Source organism: Micromonospora sp. NPDC049230 (genome assembly GCF_040647875.1).
Classification (GTDB): Bacteria; Actinomycetota; Actinomycetes; order Mycobacteriales; family Micromonosporaceae; genus Micromonospora.
The window spans coordinates 236143-255970 of sequence record NZ_JBEZCZ010000004.1; the positions used below are offsets into that span (position 1 = coordinate 236143).

Annotated in this window: 19 protein-coding genes and 1 pseudogene; 10 read left to right on the forward strand and 10 right to left on the reverse strand. The window is 70.8% G+C overall.

Going from position 1 to position 19828, the window contains the following annotated elements; translation table 11 throughout:
* The first annotated feature begins 25 nt into the window (after positions 1–25).
* Positions 26–1036, forward strand: a complete 1011-nt coding sequence (locus AB0A95_RS05570; protein WP_357554450.1) for an NADPH:quinone reductase — start codon at positions 26–28, stop codon at positions 1034–1036.
* 186 nt (positions 1037–1222) lie between these two features.
* Here AB0A95_RS05570 and AB0A95_RS05575 read toward each other — a convergent pair whose 3' ends face one another.
* Entirely contained in the window at positions 1223–2872 is a 1650-nt protein-coding gene (locus tag AB0A95_RS05575; protein WP_357554451.1) for a fatty acid--CoA ligase, read from the reverse strand.
* 56 nt (positions 2873–2928) lie between these two features.
* Between AB0A95_RS05575 and AB0A95_RS05580 the strand changes: the two genes are divergently transcribed.
* A complete protein-coding gene (locus AB0A95_RS05580; protein ID WP_357068488.1) occupies positions 2929–3420 on the forward strand; it encodes an NUDIX domain-containing protein in 492 nt (163 codons plus the stop codon).
* Positions 3421–3514: 94 nt separating this feature from the next.
* Here AB0A95_RS05580 and AB0A95_RS05585 read toward each other — a convergent pair whose 3' ends face one another.
* Positions 3515–4549, reverse strand: a complete 1035-nt coding sequence (locus AB0A95_RS05585) for an aldo/keto reductase (RefSeq protein WP_357554452.1) — start codon at positions 4547–4549, stop codon at positions 3515–3517.
* Between the two features lie 127 nt (positions 4550–4676).
* On the opposite strand from AB0A95_RS05585, the gene AB0A95_RS05590 reads away from it, so the two are divergent.
* Complete coding sequence (locus tag AB0A95_RS05590) at positions 4677–5309, forward strand: TetR/AcrR family transcriptional regulator (protein WP_357554453.1); 633 nt, start codon at positions 4677–4679, stop codon at positions 5307–5309.
* Between the two features lie 130 nt (positions 5310–5439).
* Here the strand turns inward: AB0A95_RS05590 and AB0A95_RS05595 are convergent, their stop codons facing one another.
* Both AB0A95_RS05595 and AB0A95_RS05600 read right to left on the reverse strand, forming a co-directional pair.
* On the reverse strand, positions 5440–7116 hold the full coding sequence (locus AB0A95_RS05595; protein WP_357554454.1) for an MDR family MFS transporter: 1677 nt from the start codon (positions 7114–7116) through the stop codon (positions 5440–5442).
* 178 nt (positions 7117–7294) lie between these two features.
* Positions 7295–7834 carry a type 1 glutamine amidotransferase domain-containing protein gene (locus tag AB0A95_RS05600; RefSeq protein ID WP_357554455.1) on the reverse strand — a complete coding sequence of 180 codons (540 nt, stop codon included), beginning with the start codon at positions 7832–7834 and terminating at the stop codon, positions 7295–7297.
* A gap of 155 nt (positions 7835–7989) precedes the next feature.
* Between AB0A95_RS05600 and rfaE2 the strand changes: the two genes are divergently transcribed.
* A complete protein-coding gene (gene rfaE2 / locus AB0A95_RS05605; RefSeq protein WP_357554456.1) occupies positions 7990–9810 on the forward strand; it encodes a D-glycero-beta-D-manno-heptose 1-phosphate adenylyltransferase in 1821 nt (606 codons plus the stop codon).
* Positions 9807–10685, forward strand: coding sequence for a glycosyltransferase family A protein (locus tag AB0A95_RS05610; RefSeq protein WP_357554457.1), 879 nt, complete (start codon positions 9807–9809; stop codon positions 10683–10685). Before rfaE2 ends, AB0A95_RS05610 begins: the two co-directional genes overlap by 4 nt.
* Position 10686: 1 nt before the next feature.
* On the opposite strand, the gene AB0A95_RS05615 is transcribed toward AB0A95_RS05610, so the two are convergent.
* From AB0A95_RS05615 to AB0A95_RS05625, 3 genes are read right to left on the reverse strand one after another with little or no spacing between them, the layout of a single operon-like run.
* Positions 10687–11793, reverse strand: a complete 1107-nt coding sequence (locus AB0A95_RS05615) for a glycosyltransferase family 9 protein (protein ID WP_357554458.1) — start codon at positions 11791–11793, stop codon at positions 10687–10689.
* An 8-nt stretch (positions 11794–11801) separates the two neighbouring features.
* Positions 11802–12353: an Hsp20/alpha crystallin family protein gene (locus tag AB0A95_RS05620; protein ID WP_357554459.1), complete on the reverse strand. Its 552-nt coding sequence runs from the start codon at positions 12351–12353 to the stop codon at positions 11802–11804.
* Positions 12353–12856, reverse strand: coding sequence for a DUF2231 domain-containing protein (locus AB0A95_RS05625; RefSeq protein ID WP_357554460.1), 504 nt, complete (start codon positions 12854–12856; stop codon positions 12353–12355). The genes AB0A95_RS05620 and AB0A95_RS05625 overlap by 1 nt, the downstream gene beginning before the upstream one ends.
* Before the next feature lie 166 nt (positions 12857–13022).
* Between AB0A95_RS05625 and AB0A95_RS05630 the strand changes: the two genes are divergently transcribed.
* Positions 13023–13640 (forward strand): pyridoxamine 5'-phosphate oxidase family protein, encoded by a 618-nt coding sequence (locus AB0A95_RS05630; RefSeq protein ID WP_357554461.1) that lies wholly within the window; start codon positions 13023–13025, stop codon positions 13638–13640.
* Between the two features lie 87 nt (positions 13641–13727).
* Here AB0A95_RS05630 and AB0A95_RS05635 read toward each other — a convergent pair whose 3' ends face one another.
* Complete coding sequence (locus AB0A95_RS05635) at positions 13728–14867, reverse strand: MFS transporter (RefSeq protein WP_357554462.1); 1140 nt, start codon at positions 14865–14867, stop codon at positions 13728–13730.
* Positions 14868–14991: 124 nt separating this feature from the next.
* Between AB0A95_RS05635 and AB0A95_RS05640 the strand changes: the two genes are divergently transcribed.
* From AB0A95_RS05640 to AB0A95_RS05655, 4 genes and pseudogenes are all read left to right on the forward strand, one after another.
* On the forward strand, positions 14992–15765 hold the full coding sequence (locus AB0A95_RS05640) for a helix-turn-helix transcriptional regulator (protein ID WP_357554463.1): 774 nt from the start codon (positions 14992–14994) through the stop codon (positions 15763–15765).
* Positions 15766–15872: 107 nt separating this feature from the next.
* Positions 15873–16724: an aminopeptidase gene (locus AB0A95_RS05645; RefSeq protein WP_357554464.1), complete on the forward strand. Its 852-nt coding sequence runs from the start codon at positions 15873–15875 to the stop codon at positions 16722–16724.
* 106 nt (positions 16725–16830) lie between these two features.
* Positions 16831–17533: pseudogene (locus AB0A95_RS05650) on the forward strand (LPXTG cell wall anchor domain-containing protein); the annotation flags it as partial.
* A gap of 110 nt (positions 17534–17643) precedes the next feature.
* The gene (locus tag AB0A95_RS05655) at positions 17644–18171 is read left to right on the forward strand and encodes a GNAT family N-acetyltransferase (protein ID WP_357554465.1); all 528 of its coding nucleotides are present in this window, start codon (positions 17644–17646) and stop codon (positions 18169–18171) included.
* Positions 18172–18328: 157 nt separating this feature from the next.
* On the opposite strand, the gene AB0A95_RS05660 is transcribed toward AB0A95_RS05655, so the two are convergent.
* Both AB0A95_RS05660 and AB0A95_RS05665 read right to left on the reverse strand, forming a co-directional pair.
* Entirely contained in the window at positions 18329–18727 is a 399-nt protein-coding gene (locus AB0A95_RS05660) for a peptidase inhibitor family I36 protein (protein WP_357554466.1), read from the reverse strand.
* Between the two features lie 10 nt (positions 18728–18737).
* Positions 18738–19790: a polysaccharide deacetylase family protein gene (locus AB0A95_RS05665; protein WP_357554467.1), complete on the reverse strand. Its 1053-nt coding sequence runs from the start codon at positions 19788–19790 to the stop codon at positions 18738–18740.
* Positions 19791–19828: the final 38 nt, after the last annotated feature.

Here is a 19828-nt window from a genome sequence, read left to right on the forward strand (position 1 = left end):
CAGCCGAGGGGGGTACAGATCACGCATGAAAGCCATCGTGTACGAGCACACCGGCGACCCTTCGGTGCTGAAACTGGTCGACCGGCCGGTGCCGACACCCGGGGCGGGTGAGGTCCTGGTGCGGGTGGCGGTGTCGGGGGTCAACCCGACCGACTGGAAGTCCCGCCGGTCTTCCGCGCCGCAGGGCTGGCAGATTCCCGGGCAGGACGGCGCGGGCGTGGTGGAGGCGGTCGGCGAGGGGGTCGACCCGGACCTGATCGGTGAGCGCGTCTGGATCTGGGAGGCCGCCTGGCAGCGGCCGTGGGGCACGGCGGCGGAGTACACGCTGGTGCCGGTGCGTCAGGCGGTCCGCCTCGGTGACGCCTCGTTCGAGGTGGGGGCCGCCCTGGGCATCCCGTTCCTCACCGCGCACCGCTGCCTGACCGCCGGCGAGTTCATGCCGGACACGCTGCGCGCCGGCGCGTTGGCCGATCACACAGTGCTGGTGCAGGGCGGGGCGGGTGCGGTCGGCAATGCGGCGATCCAGCTCGCCCGCTGGGCCGACGCCACTGTGGTCGCCACAGTGAGCAGCGCCGAGAAGGCCCAGCTCGCGGCGGCAGCCGGTGCTTCGTACGTGGTGAACTACCGCGAGCAGGACGTGGTCGAGGAGGTCCGCAAGATCGCCCCCGACGGGGTCCACACGATCGTGGAGGTCGCTCCGGCGACGAACGCGGCCATAGATGTGCAGGTGCTGCGGCACGGCGGCGCGGTCTGCATGTACGCCGACGACGGCGGCGACGAGGTGGCCATCCCGATCCGGGCGATGATGGTGCCGAACGCGCGCTGGCAGTTCGTGCTCGTCTACACCGAGCCGAAGGCGGCCAAGGCGCAGGGTGTCAAGGACGTGGCGGCAGCGGCCAGCCAGGGCGGCATCCGGGTCGGGGTCGATGCCGGCCTGCCGCTGCACCACTACTCCCTGGCCGAGACGGCCGCGGCGCACCAGGCGGTGGAGGACTCGGCGGTGGGCAAGGTGCTCGTCACCACCAGCGACGCCTGATCGGGTCGCCGACCATCTGATTTCCCCGTCATCAGGACAGAAGCGAATAAGTTTCGCAACAATGACTGTGCGGGTCGCCCCGCGTGGAACGGGCGGCCCCGGCGCGGTGCGAACGCCGGGGCCGCCCCCAGCGGAGGAACGTCCAGCAGCACTCCACCGCCAGCGGCGACAGTGCCGGGGAAGACGTTACGGCGCTGCCAACTCCCGAACGGTCAGCTCGCCCGCGGCGTACCGCGAACGGACGACCTTCTTGTCGAACTTGCCCACGCTCGTCTTCGGCACCGAGTCGATGAACGCCCAGCGCTCCGGCAACTGCCAGCGCGCCACCGAGCCGGCCAGGAAGTCGCGCAGCTCCTCGGCCGTCACCGAGGCACCCTCCCGGACCACAACGGTGGCCAGCGGTCGCTCGTCCCACCGCTCGTCCGGCACACCCACCACGCACGCCTCCAGCACCGCCGGGTGACCCATCAGCGCGTTCTCCAACTCCACCGACGAGATCCACTCACCGCCGGACTTGATCACGTCCTTGGCGCGGTCGGTCAGCGTGATGTACCCGTCCGGCGAGAGGGTGCCCACGTCACCGGTACGCAGCCAGCCGTCCCGGAACTTCTCCTCGTCCGGGGTGTCGTCGCCGACGTACCGTGCGGTCACCCACGGCCCACGGACCTCCAGCTCGCCCACTGCCTCGCCGTCGGCGGGCAACTGCTCGCCGGACGGCCCGACGATCCGCGCCCGCACACCCGCCGGCACCCGCCCCTGCGTGTAGCGGTAGCGCCACGCCTGCTCGCCCGTCGCACCGGCGGGCAGACGCGAGACCGACCCCAGTGGGGACATCTCGGTCATCCCCCAGGCGTGGATGACGTCGATCCCGTGCCGCTCGTCGAACGCGTGCATCAGCGCCGGCGGGCAGGCCGAGCCGCCGACGATCACCTCGGTGAGCGAGGACGTGTCCACGTCGTGGCTGTCCAGGTAGGCCAGCAGGTCGGTCCAGATGGTCGGCACCGCCCCGGCCAGGGTGGGTCGCTCGGCCGCGATCATCTCGGCGATCGGCGCGGCCTGGAGGAACCGGTCCGGCATGATCAGCGACGCGCCGGAGAGGAAGGCCGCGTACGGCAGGCCCCACGACATGGCATGGAACATCGGCACGATGGCCAACTCCCGGTCGGTCGGCCCGAGGCCGAAGCCCTCCGGCATGCAGACCTGCAACGAGTGCAGGTAGATGGACCGGTGCGAGTAGGCCACCCCCTTCGGGTTGCCCGTGGTGCCGGAGGTGTAGCAGAGCGCGGCGGCGTCGTGCTCGTCCACCTCGGGCCAGTCGAAGACGTCCGGCCGGTCGGCGAGCAGCGCCTCCCAGTGGTGCACGGTGATCCGGTCGCCGGCAGCCGCCACCAGCGGCGCCGGGTCACCACCACCGACCACCACCACGTGCCGCACCGTGGTCAACTCACCGATCACCCGGGCCAGCAGCGGGATGAGCGTGCTGTCGACGAGCACCACCCGGTCCTCGGCGTGGTTGGCGATGTAGACGACCTGGTCGGGAAAGAGTCGGATGTTGAGCGTGTGCAGCACCGCACCCATGCTCGGCACCGCGAAGTAGGCGACCAGGTGCTCGTTGTTGTTCCACATGAAGGTGGCGACCCGCTCGTCGCCGGTCACCCCACACGCGTCGCGCAGCGCGTGGGCCAGCCGGGCGGCCGTGCGCCCCACCTCGGCGTACGTCATCCGGCGGGGCTCGGCGCCCGTCCAGGTGACCACCTCGGCAGTGCCGTGCACTGCCGCGCCGTGCTCGAGGATCCGGGAGACCTGGAGAGGGGCGTCCATCATCGTGCTACGCATGGGTAACAAGCTAGTGTCGGCGGTCACACGTTGGGAACCCCCGTAAATTGGCGCAGGTGAGCATCTCCTGGGCCGACTCGTACGTTGGGCAGTTGCGCGCGCTAGCCGGGGACCGGACGCTGATGTTCGTCGGTGCCCGCGCCGTGGTCAGCGACAACGCCGGACGCATCCTGCTGATCCAACGCTCGGACAACGGCCAGTGGGCCATGCCGGCCGGGGCGATGGAGTTGGGCGAGTCGATCGCCGACTGCGCGGTCCGTGAGGTCCGCGAGGAGACCGGGCTGCGGGCGCTGCGCGTCTGCGCGTTCGCCCTCTACACCGGCCCGGACCGGACGAGCACCAACATGTACGGGCACACCTACCAGGTCTTCACCACGGCGTTCAAGGTGGAGGAGTGGGACGGGCAACTGGCCCGGGTCACCGACGAGACCACCGACGCCGGCTTCTTCCCCCGTGACCGGTTCCCCGCCCCGCTCTCCGCCTCGGTCACCGAGACCCTTGCCGACCTGGACGTCTTCGAGCAGACCAACCGGCTCATCCTGAAGTAGCACGGCCCCGGAGTCACCGACTCCGGGGCCGTGCGTCGCTACGGCCCGACCCCCCCGGGCCGTGCGTCACCGCGGCCCGCCCCCGGGCCGTGCGTCACTGCGGCAGGCGCATCCCGGCGAAGAACCCCTCCTGGATCCAGTTCGGGTACGCGACGGGCAGCTTGGTGGCCTCGTCCAGCTCGCTGAGGTCCTGCTCGGTCAGCGTGAGATCCGACGCGGCGATGTTGTCCTCCAACTGCTCCTGCTTGCGGGCACCGACGATCACGCTGGTCACGGCGGGCCGGGACAGCAGCCAGGCGACCGCCACCCGGGCCGGGCTGACCCCGTGCCGCTCGGCGACACCCTTGAGCACGTCGACGACGCCGAAGGCGTGCTCGGGGTCGAACGGCGTGAAGCTGGAGTAGCCGGGCTGGGCGCTGCGTGCGCCACTGTCGGCGACGGCGCCGTCCCGGCCGACCTTGCCGGAGAGGAAGCCACCGGCGAGCGGGCTCCAGACGGTCAGCCCGACGCCCTCGTTGAGCGCCATCGGCACCACGTCGCGTTCCACGTCCCGGCCCAGCAGCGAGTAGTACTCCTGCACCGAGACGAAGCCGGCCAGCTTCTCGCGGGCGGAGATGCCCAGCGCCTTGGAGATCTGCCAGGCGGCGAAGTTGGCCGCGCCGATGTAGCGGACCTTGCCCTGCCGAACCGCGTCATCCAACGCGCGCAGCATCTCCTCCATGGGAGTGATCTGGTCGAAGTTGTGGATCTGGTAGAGGTCGATGTGGTCGGTGCCCAGCCGACGCAGGCTGTCCTCCAGGTTCTGCATGATGTGCAGCCGGGAGGTGCCGACGTCGTTCGGGCCGGGCCCGGTGCGGGAGTGCACCTTGGTGGCCAGCACCACGTCGCGACGCCGCTTGCCGAGCGCCTGGCCGAGCAGTTCCTCACTCTCGCCGTCGCTGTAGCCGTCCGCGGTGTCAACGAAGTTGACCCCCGCGTCCAGCGCGGTGTCCACCAGCCGCTGGGCATCGGGCAGGGACAGCCCGCCGAGGCTGCCGTAGATCGGGTGCCCACTGCCACCGAAGGTCATCGCGCCGAGCGAGATCTCCGAGACGTACACCCCGGTGGTGCCCAACAGTCGGTACTTCACGTGTGTCGCTCCTCGTGGTGCGCGGTTCGGAGCCCGCGAGCGGGCTTCCTGGTCACTATGTCGGACAGTGTGTCCGGCAACGAGACTACGTCGCCGATCGAGCAGCTGGCCACCTAGGATTCCGGCTATGCCCTCGATCACCCGCCGCCGTCCGAGCAACCCCGAGGGGCGTGCCGCCGTCGAAGCGCGGGTGTTGGCGGCCACCGAGCGGCTGCTGAAGCAGGGGGCTCGCTTCACCGACCTCGGCGTCCAGCGGATCGCCGCCGAGGCCGGGGTGGCGCGGTCGACCTTCTACACCCACTTCCGGGACAAGAGCGAGCTGCTCATGCGCCTCGCCGGCACCATGCGGGAGAGTTCGTTCGGCCGTACCGGCGAGTGGAGCCCCAGCGCACCTGGCGATCCGCTCGCGGTGCTGACCGAGACCTTCGCCGACGTGATCCGGATCTACCGGACGTACGCCCCGGTGCTGGCGGCGATCAACGAGGTCGCCGCGTACGACGAGGTGGTCCGGGAGTACTGGGCGGCGGGGTTGGAGCAGTTCGTCACCCGCACCGTCGACGTGCTGCGGATCGAGCAACAGGCCGGGCGTACCCCTGCCGACCTGGACGTGACGACGGCCAGCCGGCTGATCGTGGTCGGCGGCGAGCGCTTCCTGGCCGACCACGTCAGCGCGACCCCGGCCGACACCGAGACCGACGCGGCGGCCGCCCGGGAGTTGGCCGCGACCTGGTGGTACGGCGTCTACCGCCGCCCCGCCTGACCGACTCCGGCGCACGGAAGTCGGGGTCTCCTCCGCGCCCGGACACCCGACCTCACCGACCTTGAGTCGATCAGGCGGTCGGCCGGTCGTCTCCGGCGGCGGTCGGGCCGAACCGGCCGGCAGGCACCGGTCAGATCATCGTCTGGGACTTGGCCTCCATGTCGGCGGCGGCCTCCTCCTTGGATTCGCGGGTCAGCGGCTTGCCACCCGGGGCCGGAGCCTCACCGCCGAGCGGATCGGCGCCGCCGGTGGCACCCTGCGGGCCGGTACCCCGCAGCTGCGTGTTCGGCAGCGTCAGGGTGACCACCACCGCCACTATCGCGATCAGGCCGGCGGTCAGGAAGACCATGTCCAGCGCGTCGACGAAGGCGCCCTGGATGGCCGCGCGTACCGGCCCCGGCAGGGCCAGGATGGTGGCCGGGTCGTTGATCGAGATGTTGGTGCCGCCACTGGCCGCCACCGCGGCCTGCTCCTGCGGCGGGAGCTGCGCGATCGCGCCGGGCAGCCGGTCGCCCAACCCGCTGGTCAGCCGGGACGAGAGCACAGTGCCGAGGATCGCCACCCCGAACGACCCGCCCAGTGACCGGAAAAAGGTCGCCGAGGAGGTGCCGGCACCCAGGTCGCGGACGGAGACAGCGTTCTGCACCGCCAGGATCAGCGACTGCATGCACAGGCCCAGCCCGATGCCGATCACCACCATGTACCCGAACGCGACCCAGAGGGAGGTGCTCACCTCCAACTGGGTGAACAGGAACATGCCGACCAGCAGGGTCACCGAGCCGGCCACCGGGAACCACTTGTACCTGCCGATCCGGGTCATCGCGCGACCGGTCAGGATCGAGGTGATGATGATGCCGGCCATCATCGGCAGCATCAGCAGACCGCTGCGGGTCGGCGAGGCGCCCTTGACGATCTGTAGGTAGAGCGGGATGAAGATGATCGAACCGAACATCACCAGACCGATGACGAGCAGTGCCGCGTTGGCCAGGGCGAAGGTGGCGCTGCGGAACAGCCGCAGCGGCAGGATCGGCTCCGCCACCCGGGCCTCCTGGAGGACGAAGAGCACCCCCAGCACCGCGCCGACCACGAAGAGCGTGATGATCACACCGGAGCCCCAGGCGTACTCGTTGCCACCCCAGCTCAACGCCAGCAGCAGCGAACTCACGCCGGCGACCAGCAGACCGGCACCGAGCCAGTCGATCGAGTGGTCCCGGCGTTCGAACGGGATCAGCCGCATCACGTGGTAACAGACCACGATCGCCAGGACCGCCAGCGGCACGTTGATGTAGAAGATCCACCGCCAGTCGGTCTCCGCGAAGTAACCACCGACGAGCGGCCCCGCCACCGACGAGATCCCGAAGACCGCGCCGAAGAGGCCCTGGTAGCGCCCACGCTCCCGGGGTGACACCACGTCCGAGATGATGGTGAACGCGAGGGTCAGCAGACCACCGGCACCGAGACCCTGGATGCCCCGGGTGACGATCAGCTGGGTCATGTTCTGCGACAGCCCGGCCAGCAGCGACCCGACCAGGAACGTGCCGATCGAGAAGAGGAAGACCGGGCGACGCCCGTACAGGTCGGCCATCTTGCCGTACAGCGGTGTCGACGCCGTCGACGCGAGCAGGTACGCGGTGACCACCCACGAGTAGTGGTTGATCCCGCCCAACTCCCCGACGATGGTCGGCAGGGCCGTACCGACGATGGTCTGGTCGAGTGCGGCCAACAGCATGCCGGTCATCAGGCCGAACATGAGCAGCCGGATCTGCTGACGATTCAGCACCGGCGCGGCGGAGGCTTCGCTGGTCATGTGCCCTTCTATCCCGCAAGCCAAAAAACATGCGCCCAACCCCCAAAAAACCCCACCCACCCCCACCCTCCCCACCCCCCAAACGCGGCGTTGATCATGAGGTTATTGCCACGACACGCCGAGCTGGAGGGCAATAACCTCATGATCAACGGGGTGGGGGACGGGGGGACGGGGGCGGTTAGGTGGCGAAGGTTTTGGTGATTTTTGCGCAGAAGGCGGGGAGGTCGTCGGGGTTGCGGCTGCTGGTCAGGTTGCCGTCGGTTACGCACTCCTCGTCGACCCAGCTGGCGCCGGCGTTGGTCAGGTCGGTACGGAGGGTCGGCCAGGACGTGATGCGTCGGCCGCGCACCACGTCGGCCTCGATCAGCGTCCACGGACCGTGACAGATCACCCCGACCGGCTTGCCCGCGTCGAAGAACGCCTTCACGAAGCGCACCGCGTCCGGGTCGCCGCGCAGGAAGTCCGGGTTCGCGACGCCGCCGGGGAGCACCAGCGCGTCGTAGCCGGCGGCGTCCGCCTTGTCCGCTGTCACATCCACGTCGTACGTCTTCGACCGGTCCAGGTGGTTGAAGGACTGGATGGACCCGGGCTTGAGGGAGACCAGCTCGACTGTCGCGCCGGCGTCCTCGACCGCCGCCCGCGGCTGGACGTACTCGACCTCCTCGACGCCGTCGGCGGCCAGGAAGGCGACCCGCTTGCCCTGAAGTGTCGTTGCCATCTCGGTACGTCTCCTTTCCGGGGTTACCGCAATCTCCTTCCCGGCTCCGGACGTCCGAAACGACCCAGCCGGGCAGCAAGGGCACGCTGGTGACACTGCCGCAGGTCGGGCGCGGGCCAGGTTTGGCCCGGGGGGCGCTGGGGACCCGGGGAGGCATGGCAGGAGCAGCAGCGGAACAGCGCCGGCTCGCCACCGTCGTGGAGAGCTGGCTCGAACGCCCAGTCCTGATCGTCGGTGACGCCATGTTGGACGAGTGGCGGTTCGCCGACTCCGAGCGGCTCTGCCGGGAGGCGCCCGCGCCGGTCCTCACCCTGCGTCGGCGGATCTCCGCCGCCGGTGGGGCCGCGAACACCGCGGTCAACGTCGCCGCCCTCGGCGGGCGGGCGGTGCTTGTGGCGCCTGTCGGCGCGGACGTGGCCGGCGACGAGTTGCACGACTGTCTGGACCGGGCGGGCGTCTGGGACCGCACCGTCAACCAGCCCGGACGGCCCACGCCGGTGAAGCGGCGGATGCTGGCCGGCAATCAGATCCTGTTGCGGGAGGACTCCGGCGACGCGGACGACGCCCTCGACCCGGAGGGCGTGACCCGGCTGCTCACCGCCCTGAGCTGCGCCACCGAGGAGCTACGCGCCGCCGCCGGTGGGGAGGCGCCGACCCTGGTGGTCTGCGACTACGGCCTGGGGGCGCTGCCCGCCCCGGTGCGCGCGTGGCTTGTCGAGCAACGCGAGCGGTACGCCACTGTCGCGCTGGACGCCCACGACCTGGCCGACTGGCGGGGCCTCGCGCCGACGGTGGTCACGCCCAGCTTCGCCGAGGCGACCCGGCTGCTGGCCCGGGCCGGCGGGGCGACCCGACCGACCACCGGCATCGACCTGCACCTGGAACACCCGCACGGCGACCCGTCCGACGGCCCGTCCGAACTGAGCGTGGGCGCGGCACCCGGCGGGGTACGCACCGACGAGGTCACCGAGAACCACCCGGGGCCGGTCGGTGAGCCCACCCCGGGCGAGGGCCGGGTGGCTCTCACCGGCGACGGGCTCAGCGTCACCGGCACCGGCGTCACAGTGAACACCCGGGCCGGTGAGGGCGTCGACCGGGCCGTCCTGGCGGAGTCGCGCCTCGCGGAGCTGCGCGCGCACACCGGCGCCGACGTGGTCGCGGTGACCCTGGACACGGAGGGGGCGGTGGTCGGTGGCGCCGACGGCGAGCCACGGCGCAGCCACAGCACCCCGGTCCCGGCCAGCCATGCCGTGGGTGCCGGCGACGCGTACCTGGCGGCGATGACGTTGGCCCTGGCCGCCGACGCGCCGCTGCCCACCGCCGCCCAGCTCGCCCAGTTGGCGGCCACCATCACCGTCTCGGACACCGGCACCTGTGTGTGCCGGCGGGAGGATCTGCTCGCCGCACTCGATCAACCGAGGAAGACCATGAGCCATCCCGCGTTGGTCGGCAGCGACGAGTTGGACGCGATCGTCGCCGAGTACCGCGAGGCGGGACGGTCGGTGGTGTTCACCAACGGCTGCTTCGACGTGCTGCACCGGGGGCACGTGCGTTACCTGGAGCAGGCCCGCGCCTTGGGTGACCTGCTGATCGTGGCGGTCAACTCGGACGGCAGCGTACGCCGACTGAAGGGCCCGGACCGGCCGGTCAACCCGGTCGAGGACCGGGGAGCCCTGCTCGCCGCGCTCGCCTGTGTGGACCATGTGGTGGTCTTCGAGGAGGACTCGCCCGCGGCACTGATCGAGGCGGTCCGGCCGGACATCTACGTCAAGGGCGGGGACTACCCGCCGGAGCTGGTGCCGGAGGCGCCGCTGGTGCGCCGGCTGGGTGGCCAGGTGCACACGCTGGGGTACGTGCCGGACCGGTCCACCTCGGCGATCATCGAGCGGATCCGGTCACACAGCCAGGACCCGTCGCCAGCCACAGGTGAGCGGGAGCCCGACCCGTCGCTCAGCTCCCGCACCCAGGCGTCGTGAACCGCCCCCTCGACCTCGGCACCCCGGCGGAGTTCCGCGCCGACCGGCTGGTCGACGTGTTGATACCGACCCGGAACCGGCCCGCCGAGTTGGCGGTCACCCTGGGCGGGCTCGCCGCCCAGGACGGGGTGCCCGGCTTCGGGGTGGTGGTCAGCGACCAGTCCGACGGAGATCCGGCGTACACGGATCCCGCCGCCGCCACCATGGTCCGGGCGCTGCGGCACCGGGGTCACCCGGTGCTGCTGACCCGCCGACTGCCCCGCCGGGGCTTGGCCGAGCACCGGGCGTACCTGCTCGCCGCCTCGACCGCCCGGTACGTCCTCAGCCTCGACGACGACATCTGGCTGGAACCAGGGACACTGCACCGGCTGGTGACGGCGATCGGCGAGCTGGGCTGCGGCTTCGTCGGCAACGGGGTGCACGGCCTCTCGTACGCCGACGACGTGCGGCCGGACTCGCACGGGCACTACGAGGAGTGGACCGGCTCGCCCATACCCGAGCGGATCCGACCGGACACCCCGGAGTGGAACAGGGCCCGGATCCACTCGGCCGCCAACCTGCTGCACGTCACCGAGCGCCTGGCGCTGCCGCCGGGTGCGTGGCGGGCGTACAAGGTGTCCTGGATCGGCGGGTGCGTCCTGTACGACCGGGCCAAGCTCGTCGCCGCCGGTGGCTTCGACTTCTGGCGTCGGGTGCAGGAGAAGCACCAGGGCGAGGACGTGGCCGCGCAGCTCGCGGTGTTGGCCCGCGATGGTGGTGCGGGCATCCTGCCCAGCGGCGCCTACCACCTGGAATCGCCCACCACCGTCACCGACCGGGACGTGGAGGCGTGGGAGGTCGTCCTCGCCGACGAGGACACCCCGCAGCCGGCCTGACCTACGGGGTGAGCAACTCCCGGGCGGCTTCCAGCACCTCGATCACCGGGACGTCGGTGACGAAGGAATCGCGGTGCGGGCACTCACCGTCGCCGGGCCGGTGCGGATAGATGCCCGGCGTGCAGTCCACACCGCACACCGGGCAGTGCACAGTCCACGAGCTGATCGGCCGGTGCCGGCCCCGCAGCGGGCTGGCCCCGTTGATCAGGTTGCCGACCCAGAAGATCCCCACAGTGGGCGTGCCGACTGCGGCGGCCAGGTGCAACGGGCCGGTGTCGTTCGAGACGACCAACGCGCAGTCGGCGTAGCAGCCCACCAGCCCGCCCAGGCTGAGCGTGCCCACCTGTGGGCGCACCGGCACCCGTGCCGCATCGACGACCCGGTCCACCACCTCCCGCTCGGCGGGCGTACCTGTGACAAGCACCTCGTAGCCGTCCTCGTGCAGCGCACGGGCCACCTCGGCGAAGTGCTCGGCGGGCCAGCGGCGACGCGTGTCGGTGGCGCCCGGGTGCAGTGCCACCCGGGGACGGTCGGTCGGGCCGAGCACCCGGGCGGCCTCGGCGCGATCGGCGTCGGTCACCGCGAGTGTCGGCGTGATGGTGGTCGCCGGTGCTCCGACCAGCGCCACCACCTCCAGGTAACGGATCACCTCGTGCTGGTAGTAGACGTACCGCAGCCACCGGTCCAGTGGTGGCGCGTCGTCGGCGCGCAGGCCAACTGTCACCCGGGCACCGAGCCGACCCATCAGCGGGTTGGAGTTCGCGCCACCACCGTGGATCTGCACCGCCAGGTCGAACGCCGCGCCGGTGGCGGCGGCCAGGAAGTCGTCCATCGACGACTCCGCCTCGCCCTGGTCCGGGGCACGGATGCCGGGCGCCGGCGGCACCACCAGCACCCGGTCCACCGGGCCGGGCCGGTCGCGCCAGAGCTTCGCGTGCCACGGCGCTCCGAGCAGCACGATCTCCGCCACGGGGTACGCGGCACGCAACGCGTCAAGTGCCGGCAGCGCGAAGATGAAGTCGCCGAGCGCGTTGGCGCGCAGCACCGCGATCCGCCGCACGTCTTCGACTCGCTCGCCGGTCGGGCCCAGCAGGGACGGGGTGACCACGCAGCCCGCTATGTCCGGTCCACCTCGCCGACGGTGTCCGGGCGGTGCAACTCCCGGTCCGCGGCGGGGTCGGCCGGCATCGGCGTACCCGTGGAGAGGTCGCCGGAGCGCGGCCCGGTGCGACCGACGGTGATGGTGCGCGGCGCGGGCCGGGTCGCCCGGGGCAACCGGACCCGGAGCAGGCCGTGGTCCATGACCGCGTCGATGGCCTCCGGGTCGACCCGCGACGGCAGGTTGACGCGGTACTCGAAGCCGCGGGTCTCGAAGCCGCCGGGGATGCCCTGGTCGGCGTTGACCTCCGCCTCGGAGCGGGCCCGTACGCACAACTCAATGTCGTCCAGCTCGACAGCCACCTCCTCCGGTGCCACCCCGGGCAGCCGCACGACGACCTCCCAGCCGTCCGCGGTCTCGGTCAACTCGACGTCGGACGCGCCGGCCCGGCCGCCGACCAGGCGACTCAACTCGGCGCGCAGCGACTGCAACTCCCCCATCGGGTCCCAGCCCTGCTGCCGGCCGCTCCGCCACCCCCGACCGAATCCGCCGGCCTGCTGTTCGCTCATCACACCTCTCCGATCCGCTGGGTGGCCGTTGGCGGCCGCAGTGAGCTGGGCGCGTCCAGGCCGGCGTCGCGGTCGACGCCCACACCGAGCCGGTCGACAAGCTCGCCACCCAGCCAGGCGCTGATGCCGAGGATTCCCACCGCGACCACCTCGATGGCGACGAGGGCACCGCCCGCGGCCCGGGATTCGGCATTGAGCCGGACGGCCCACACCGCGGCGAAGAGCAGGATCACCGCGACGTTGGCGGCGGCGTGCAGCAGACCCACCCGCTTGGCACGGGTGCCGGTCGGGATGGCCAGCAGGTCGAACGAGCCGGCCGCCGCCGCGAGGAGACCGCCGATCAGGCCGACGGTGATGTTCCAGTACGCGACCTCGCCGAGCAGGTCGGGACCACCGACGGTGTCGATCACGTCGAACAGCACCGCCGTGGCCAGCAGCGCGACCGGGAACATGACGAGCATCGGATGGACTGGATGACCCAGCACCTTGAGTCGGCTCTCCATCTCCGGGCCTCCACTTGTCGGCGTCCTGCGGAACGGTCTCGTGCGGCGGGCGCGTCGGGTGAGGCCCTACCCCCGGCGACCGTGCACAAACCTCACCCTGGTCACGGCGGCCTAGGCTGACGATTGGCGGTGCCCGCCAACGGGTCAACGCCTGAGGGAGGATCACGTGACGGTGGAGATCACTTCGCACGAGGAACTGCGTGAGCTACTCGGGGCACCAACGGCGCGGGCCCTCAACAAGGAACGCCAACGCCTGCACGAGCGGGACCGTGAGTGGCTCGCCGCGTCGCCGTTCTGTCTGCTGGCCACCGCCGGTACGGACGGCAGTTGCGACGTCTCCCCCAAGGGCGACCCGGCCGGGTTCGCCATGGTGCTCGACGACACGACAATCGCGCTGCCCGAGCGGCCGGGCAACAGGCGGGCCGACGGTTACCGCAACATCCTGGACAACCCACACGTCGGGTTGCTCTTCCTGATCCCGGGGCGCACCGACACGCTGCGGATCAACGGGCGGGCCCGCCTGGTCAGCGACGCGCCCTGGTTCGACGACATGGTGGTCAAGGGGCACCGACCGGTGCTCGCCGTGGTGGTGGAGATCGAGCAGATCTTCTACCACTGCGCGAAGGCGTTCCTGCGGTCCGCGCTGTGGCAGCCGGAGACCTGGCAACCCGACGTGCTGCCGTCCCGCCCCCGCCTGATCAAGGAGGTCGAGGCGTCGGTGGAGAGCCTGGAGGTTCTCGAGCGGTACTACGGCCCGGAGTACGCCAAGAACATCTACACCTGAGCGAGGTGCCCGCCGTCCTACCCGCGACGGGGCGCGGGTCGACGTCCCGAGCCTCGATCATCGTGTCGCCCGGGCCGGTCTGGCGGCTCACCTGCGCGGCTCGCTGAGGAACACGCCGAGAGCCAGCGCCACCAGCGGAATCAGACAGATGATGGTGAACACTCCCTCCGGGCCCCAGCTTTCCGCCGCCACGCCGAGGACTGGCGCGAGGAGGCCGCCGATGCTCACGGCGAGCCCGAGCGTCACGCCGGCCGCGGTGCCGGGCCGCGTGGGCAGATAGTCCTGGCCCAGCTTGACCAGCACGGCGAACGGAATGTTCAGAGCGATGCCGGCGAGCACGGCGAAGAGGAGCGGTGGGTACTCCCCGGGCGTGAGCCGCAGGCCGACGAGCGCGGGGATGGCGACTATCGCGCCGAGTTGCACGGTGCGGACCATCCCGACCCGGTCGGCGATCCGGCCACCCAGCAACGTTCCGACCACCCCACCGACCAGGAAGCAGGCCAGCGCGGCCCCGGCGAGGCTCTTGCCCGCGCCCAGATGGCGTATCCAGAACAACTCGATGAAGGTGATCGCACCGAAGAAGGCGACAGATCTGACGGTCTCGATGCAGGTCAGCACCAGGAAGGGAACCCAGCGGTCCCGGCCGTCGTGCGCGACGACGCGCGCGGCCGGCCGCCGTAGCCGATTCCGGTGGAGCAGAAACCCCATGAGTACGGCAGGCGGAATGAAGAGCGCTGTCGCTCCGACGCCCATCGCGATGAGTGCGGGAGTGGCCAGCACCGGTGCCAGGAAGAACCCGACACTGCCGCCGGCGGCGAAGATGCTCATCGCCGTGGCGCTGTCACCTGCCGCCACCCGGGCCGACTTTCCCGCAGCCGGATGGAACATCGCCACGCCGATTCCCGACGCGCAGAGCAGGAGCCAGACCGCCACGTAACCGTGCACGAGACCGGAGAGGCCGAGCCCGATTCCGGCAAGCGTCACTCCCGCACCGGCGAGCCAGTCGAGCCGGTACCTGTCGACGGCGACGCCGATGAACGGCTGCGGAATGGCGCTGCCCAGGGTCGCGGCGAGCGTCAGACCGCCGGCGGCCACGTAGCTGTAGTGACGGTCCAGCACGAAGTACGGAACGCAGGCCGGCACCAGACCCTGGTAGAGGTCGTCGACAGCGTGGGCCGCGCTCCACAGTCGCATCCGCCGCCACGCCGACTGTTGCTCGTCAAGCACTGTCTCAGGGTTGGCCGGGCTCACTCGGCTGCCTGTCCGCGTCACCATCAGCTCTCTCGTTCGGGGTGTCGCAGGAAGAATGCCGGGTCACAGCGGGTGCGGGCTATCGATATCCTGCCGACTTATGTCGCCAAGCAGCCAAGACGTCGATGGTCCCGCCCGGGTGCCCCTGGCCGACCGCGACCGGATCGACTGGCACAGCCACCCACGCCACCAGCTTGTCTGCCCGCGCAACGGCGTGCTGGGGGTGTCGACACCGACCGGGATGTGGACACTGCCGCCGGATCGGGCGGTGTGGATCCCGGCCGGCGTCGCCCACGCGCACCGGGCGTACGGGCCCACCGACATGCGCGCGATCATGTTCGACCGCCCGGTGAACCCGTTGGGTGTGGATCAGCCGACCGCCCTGGCCGTCTCGCCGCTGCTGCGCGAGGTGATCGTCAGCCTCACCGATGGCGAGGAGCGGACCGACGACGAACGGGACAACCTCGAACGCGTGGCTCTTGACCAGCTCCGACGGGTGGCCACGTTGCGGCTGCGCCTGCCGTACCCGGCCGACCCCCGGTTGCGGGACCTTGCCGAGATCCTGCTCGACGACCCCACCGACCGACGCACCCTCGGCGAGTTGGGCAGGGCGGTGGGTGCCGGCGCGCGTACCCTCAGCCGGCTCTTTCGGGAGCAGACCGGAATGTCGTTCCCGCACTGGCGGACCCAGCTGCGGCTGCACCACTCGCTGCGGTTGATCGCCGAGGGTGAGTCGGTCACCACGACCGCCGTGGCCAGCGGTTACAGCGGTCCCAGTGCGTTCATCCAGGCATTCCGGGCCTACTTCGGGATCACGCCGGGCGAGTACTGCCGAAGCCGGCGCGACGACGATCCTTCCCCCACCTCGAACTGACCGGCCGCGGTCCGGGCCCGCGGCGGCCACCGCACCAATCCCATGCCCGTCCCACACGGCTCGGCTGGGGACCACGTTGTTGCGACCCACGTGTCACGATCTCGGCCATGCGCCTTCCGTTCGGCCTGCTCGTCGCATCCGTCGCGGCCGGTGTGCTCTCGGCTGCGGCGGCGCTGCTCGCCATGACGGCCGCGTCGTTGCAGTTCGGCCTGGTCATGCTGCTCGCACTGTTCGGCCACGTCCTGCTGGGTCGCGGTGCGCGCCGCGTGCGGTGGGCCGTGGCCGCCGGCATCGGGCTCCTTGCCGTGGTCGCGGCCGTGAGGCTGTTCTGGCATCAGGAGCAGGTCGTCGCAGTGGGCTGGACGGCATACGGGCCAGCGGCAGCGGAGACGTCCATCCTGGGGCCCTGGCGGGACTCGATCGACAGGCAACGGCTCGCGGCGCTGGGCCTGGCGCTCGGCGTCGTCTGTCTCGCGGCCGGCGTGTTGGCACTGCCGGCGCGCGGCAGGCGGCGGGGTGTGACGACGGTGATCCTCGCGCTGTTGCTGCTCGCCTGGTTCGGGCTGGACTCCGCTCCTGAGTTCGTCGACTACCCGCTGCCGGACCTGCTCGCAACTGTGTGGCCGGCGCTGCTCGCCGTCCTCGGGACCATTGGGGCACTCGCGCTGTCCGGGTCGCGGGCCGACCGCCGCTGGCTGCTCCCGGTGGGGTTGTTCCTGCTGTCACTCGCAGCGGCCAACACGTACTCGGATCTCGCCGGAATATGGTCGGGCTGGTGGGACATGGCCAACCCGAACCAGAACGCCTTCCTGCAATTGGGAATGAGGGTGGGCAGATCAGCGGGAGACTCGCTTGAGGTGTCGGCGGCCGTGGAGAAGGCGATCGCGCTCGCCGGAGCAGGGCTGACGGCAGTCGGCGCGCTGCGCAGCTCCCGGGAGACCCCGACTTCTTCCGCGTAGCACAGGTCTGAATTGCGGCCTCCGAACCCTCGCCCACCCCTTCGATCCTTCGCCCGGCAACGCTAATATCTCAATGTTTTGATCTACAACGGGGAGGATGACCCGCATGCGGTGGAAGTTCCCGGCCGGCGCCCTGATAGCGCTGGCCCTTTTGATTCCGGCGGCACCGGCGGCGGCGCAAGCCGGATCACCCGGGCTGAACGAGGCCTGCCAGACGGTCGAGCGCAAGGTGTACACGGACATTCGCACGCTCGTCACCATCGACCTGGACACCGCCAACACCGCCCAGCTACGGCTGTTGGCCTATCGGATCCTGGACACGGCTACCGAAGAGAATTTGCCCGTTCTACCGAAAGCCATTGCGGAGCGACTGAACGGCACCACTGAAGAACTCCGCGCATTCCTCAAGGCGGATATGCAGAGTGCCTGGTCAGCGGCGTTGCGGATCTCGGTGTACCGGACGCTGCCGGGTGCTGGTGCCAACGTGAACGAGGCCGCGCAGCAGACGCTCGCTGTCACGTCCGTCGACGCCTACCTGGCGTACCTGAACGACGGCCTGTACGCCGCACGTGAGCTTGACTGCGCGTCGCAGCCCCCTTCGACGCCCAGCGCCACGTCCAGCGCCGCGACGACAGTTGCACCGGGCCCCTACGTCCTCAGCCAGCCTGGGCGCCTCCGGCGGTGAGGGCGGTGGGCTGCCCGTCACCGGCGCCAACACCGTGACCGTGGCCAGCATCGGCGGTGCGCTTCTGCTCCTCGGCGGCGCGGGTTACCTGATCGGACGCCGCCGCCGTTCCCGCTTCGTGGCACAGCTCGCACGACGCGCCCGGCTCGGCGCTTCGTCGAGCCGGGCGCGATCAGCGTTGGCCAGTGCGTCTGTCCATAAGCGATACTCGCCGTCATGATCCGTCATGACCGTGTGGAGATCCGGCAGATCTCCCACCCGTCCGAGATCAGTGCCCGGCAGACACGCGAGCTGGTCGAATGCTGGGTCGCGGTGGCGAACATGGGCGGTGCGGTGGGTTTCGCGTTCCCACCCGTCGACTCCGAACAGGTCGCTCCCGTGGCCGAGCGCCTCATCGCCGACCTCGGCCCGCAGCGCAGCAGGCTCCTGCTGACGGTGGTCGACGGGGCACTGGCGGGTTGGCTGCACCTGTCCCGTCACGTGGATCCGCTCGTGGCTCACTGGGGCACCGTCAGCCGCGTCCAAACACATCCCGACCACCGAGGTCGCGGGATCGGCGCAGCGATGATGCATCGGGTTCGGCAGATCGGCCGCGACGAGATGGGGCTCGAACAGTTGCGCCTCTGCGCGCGAGGCGGAGCCGGCCTGGAAGACTTCTACGGTCGGCTCGGCTGGAAGGAAGTCGGCCGGTGGCCCGGGGCGCTGCGGTTCGGCGCGGGCGATGACCGCGACGAGATCCTCATGGTCCTCGCGCCGTTGTGACGTGCCGAGGGTAGAGAGGCTGGTTGGAGAAAGGCCCCGCGACCTTGGCTTATCGCCTGGTCACAGGGCCTTTCCTCTACCTCTACCCGAGCCGCCTGCCGGAATCGAACCGTCGACCTACGCGTACCGCCGAGCAGTCAGTGGCGGTGGCCGGCGCTCAGTACACGTAGACGCTGTTGGAGTTGTAGCTGATCGACCCGTAGGAGCCAGCGGGCATGATCTGGTAGTAGCTGCCGGTGCAGTTGGTGGTGGTGTAGAGGCGGGCAGGCAGGTTGGCGGTGTTGCGGGCGGACTCGGCGCGGCCGCTGCCCCAGCCGTGGGCCGCGAGGTTGACACACGTGCCGGTGCTCGGGTCGTCCGCCTGGGCGGTGAAGCGCTCACCGGTGTAGCTGGTGCCGTCCCACAGGCAGAGCGTGCGGGTTGTCGTGCACGTGCTGTCGGCCGCCGCACCGGTGGCGGACGCCCCCGCCGGAGTGGCGGTCAGCGCCAACGCCGGGGCCGCGGCGCAGAGCACGGTGGCCGCCAGCAAGCGGACGCGCGTGGTTCCGTTGGTCATGAGATCTCCTCTACACATTGCCGATACTGACCGAACTAGGGGATGAAACGGGTGGGGTGAGCGCCTCCACGGGCACGAACCGATACCCGCGCGCGAGGAGCCCTTCGATGATCGGCGGCAGGGCCGCGACGGTCTGCGACCGGTCGCCACCGCCGTCGTGCAGCAGGATGACCGACCCGGGACGGGCCTGGTCGAGGATCCGGCGGGCGATGACGTCGGCGCCGGGCATCGCCCAGTCCTCCGCCTCGGCGTCCCAGAGCACGACCGTTGGATCCAGCTCGGACAACCAGCCGATGACCTGCGGGGTGCGCGAACCGTACGGCGGCCGGAAGCACGACGGCACCGGTCCGCCGCTCGCCGTGGCCACCGCCTCGCCGGCCCGCCGCACCTGGTCCGCCAGCTCCGTGCGGGACAGCTCCTGTAGGAACGGGTGGGACCAGGTGTGGTTGCCGACCTGGTGGCCCTGCTCCCGCATCCGCACCAGCTCGTCCGGATACCCCCCGGCGTGCAGGCCGACGCTGAAGAACGTTGCCGGGACGCCATATCGTTCCAGTACGTCCAGGATCTGTCCGGTGTAGGGCGGCTGGGGGCCGTCGTCGAAGGTCAGCGCTACCTCCGGCCGAGCCCGGTCACCGTGGCTCAGGCAACGTCCGGCCGCCGTGGCCGCGGCGAGAGCCGGCTCGGTGCGGGCGATGACGGCCGCCAGCTCGTCCTCGCGGCCGGTCTGGGTGCCGCGGTGGCGTTCCAACCGGGTCAGCGCGGAGAGGTCGCGCTGCGCCGCCCGGGCGATGTCGATCGCCGGAACGGAACCGAACCCGGGCCGGGGCGGTAGAACGTGTGGGTCGGCCCGGTAGACCGGCAGTCCGGCCGCCATCAGCTGGCCGTCGACTATCCCGTTGGTGCTGTCCACCACCGCGGATCCGGCGGTGTTCCGCACATAGGCCACCAGGTCCGCGAGTCGTCCCCGGCCGAACAGCACCGGCTCGACCGGCTGCCGTCCATGCTCGTCGACGACCGCGACCTGGTAGCCATCCGCACCCCACGCAACTGCCGCGTACCGCATGTCGCCTCCTTCCGTCGGTCCTGCCTTACACCCGGTCG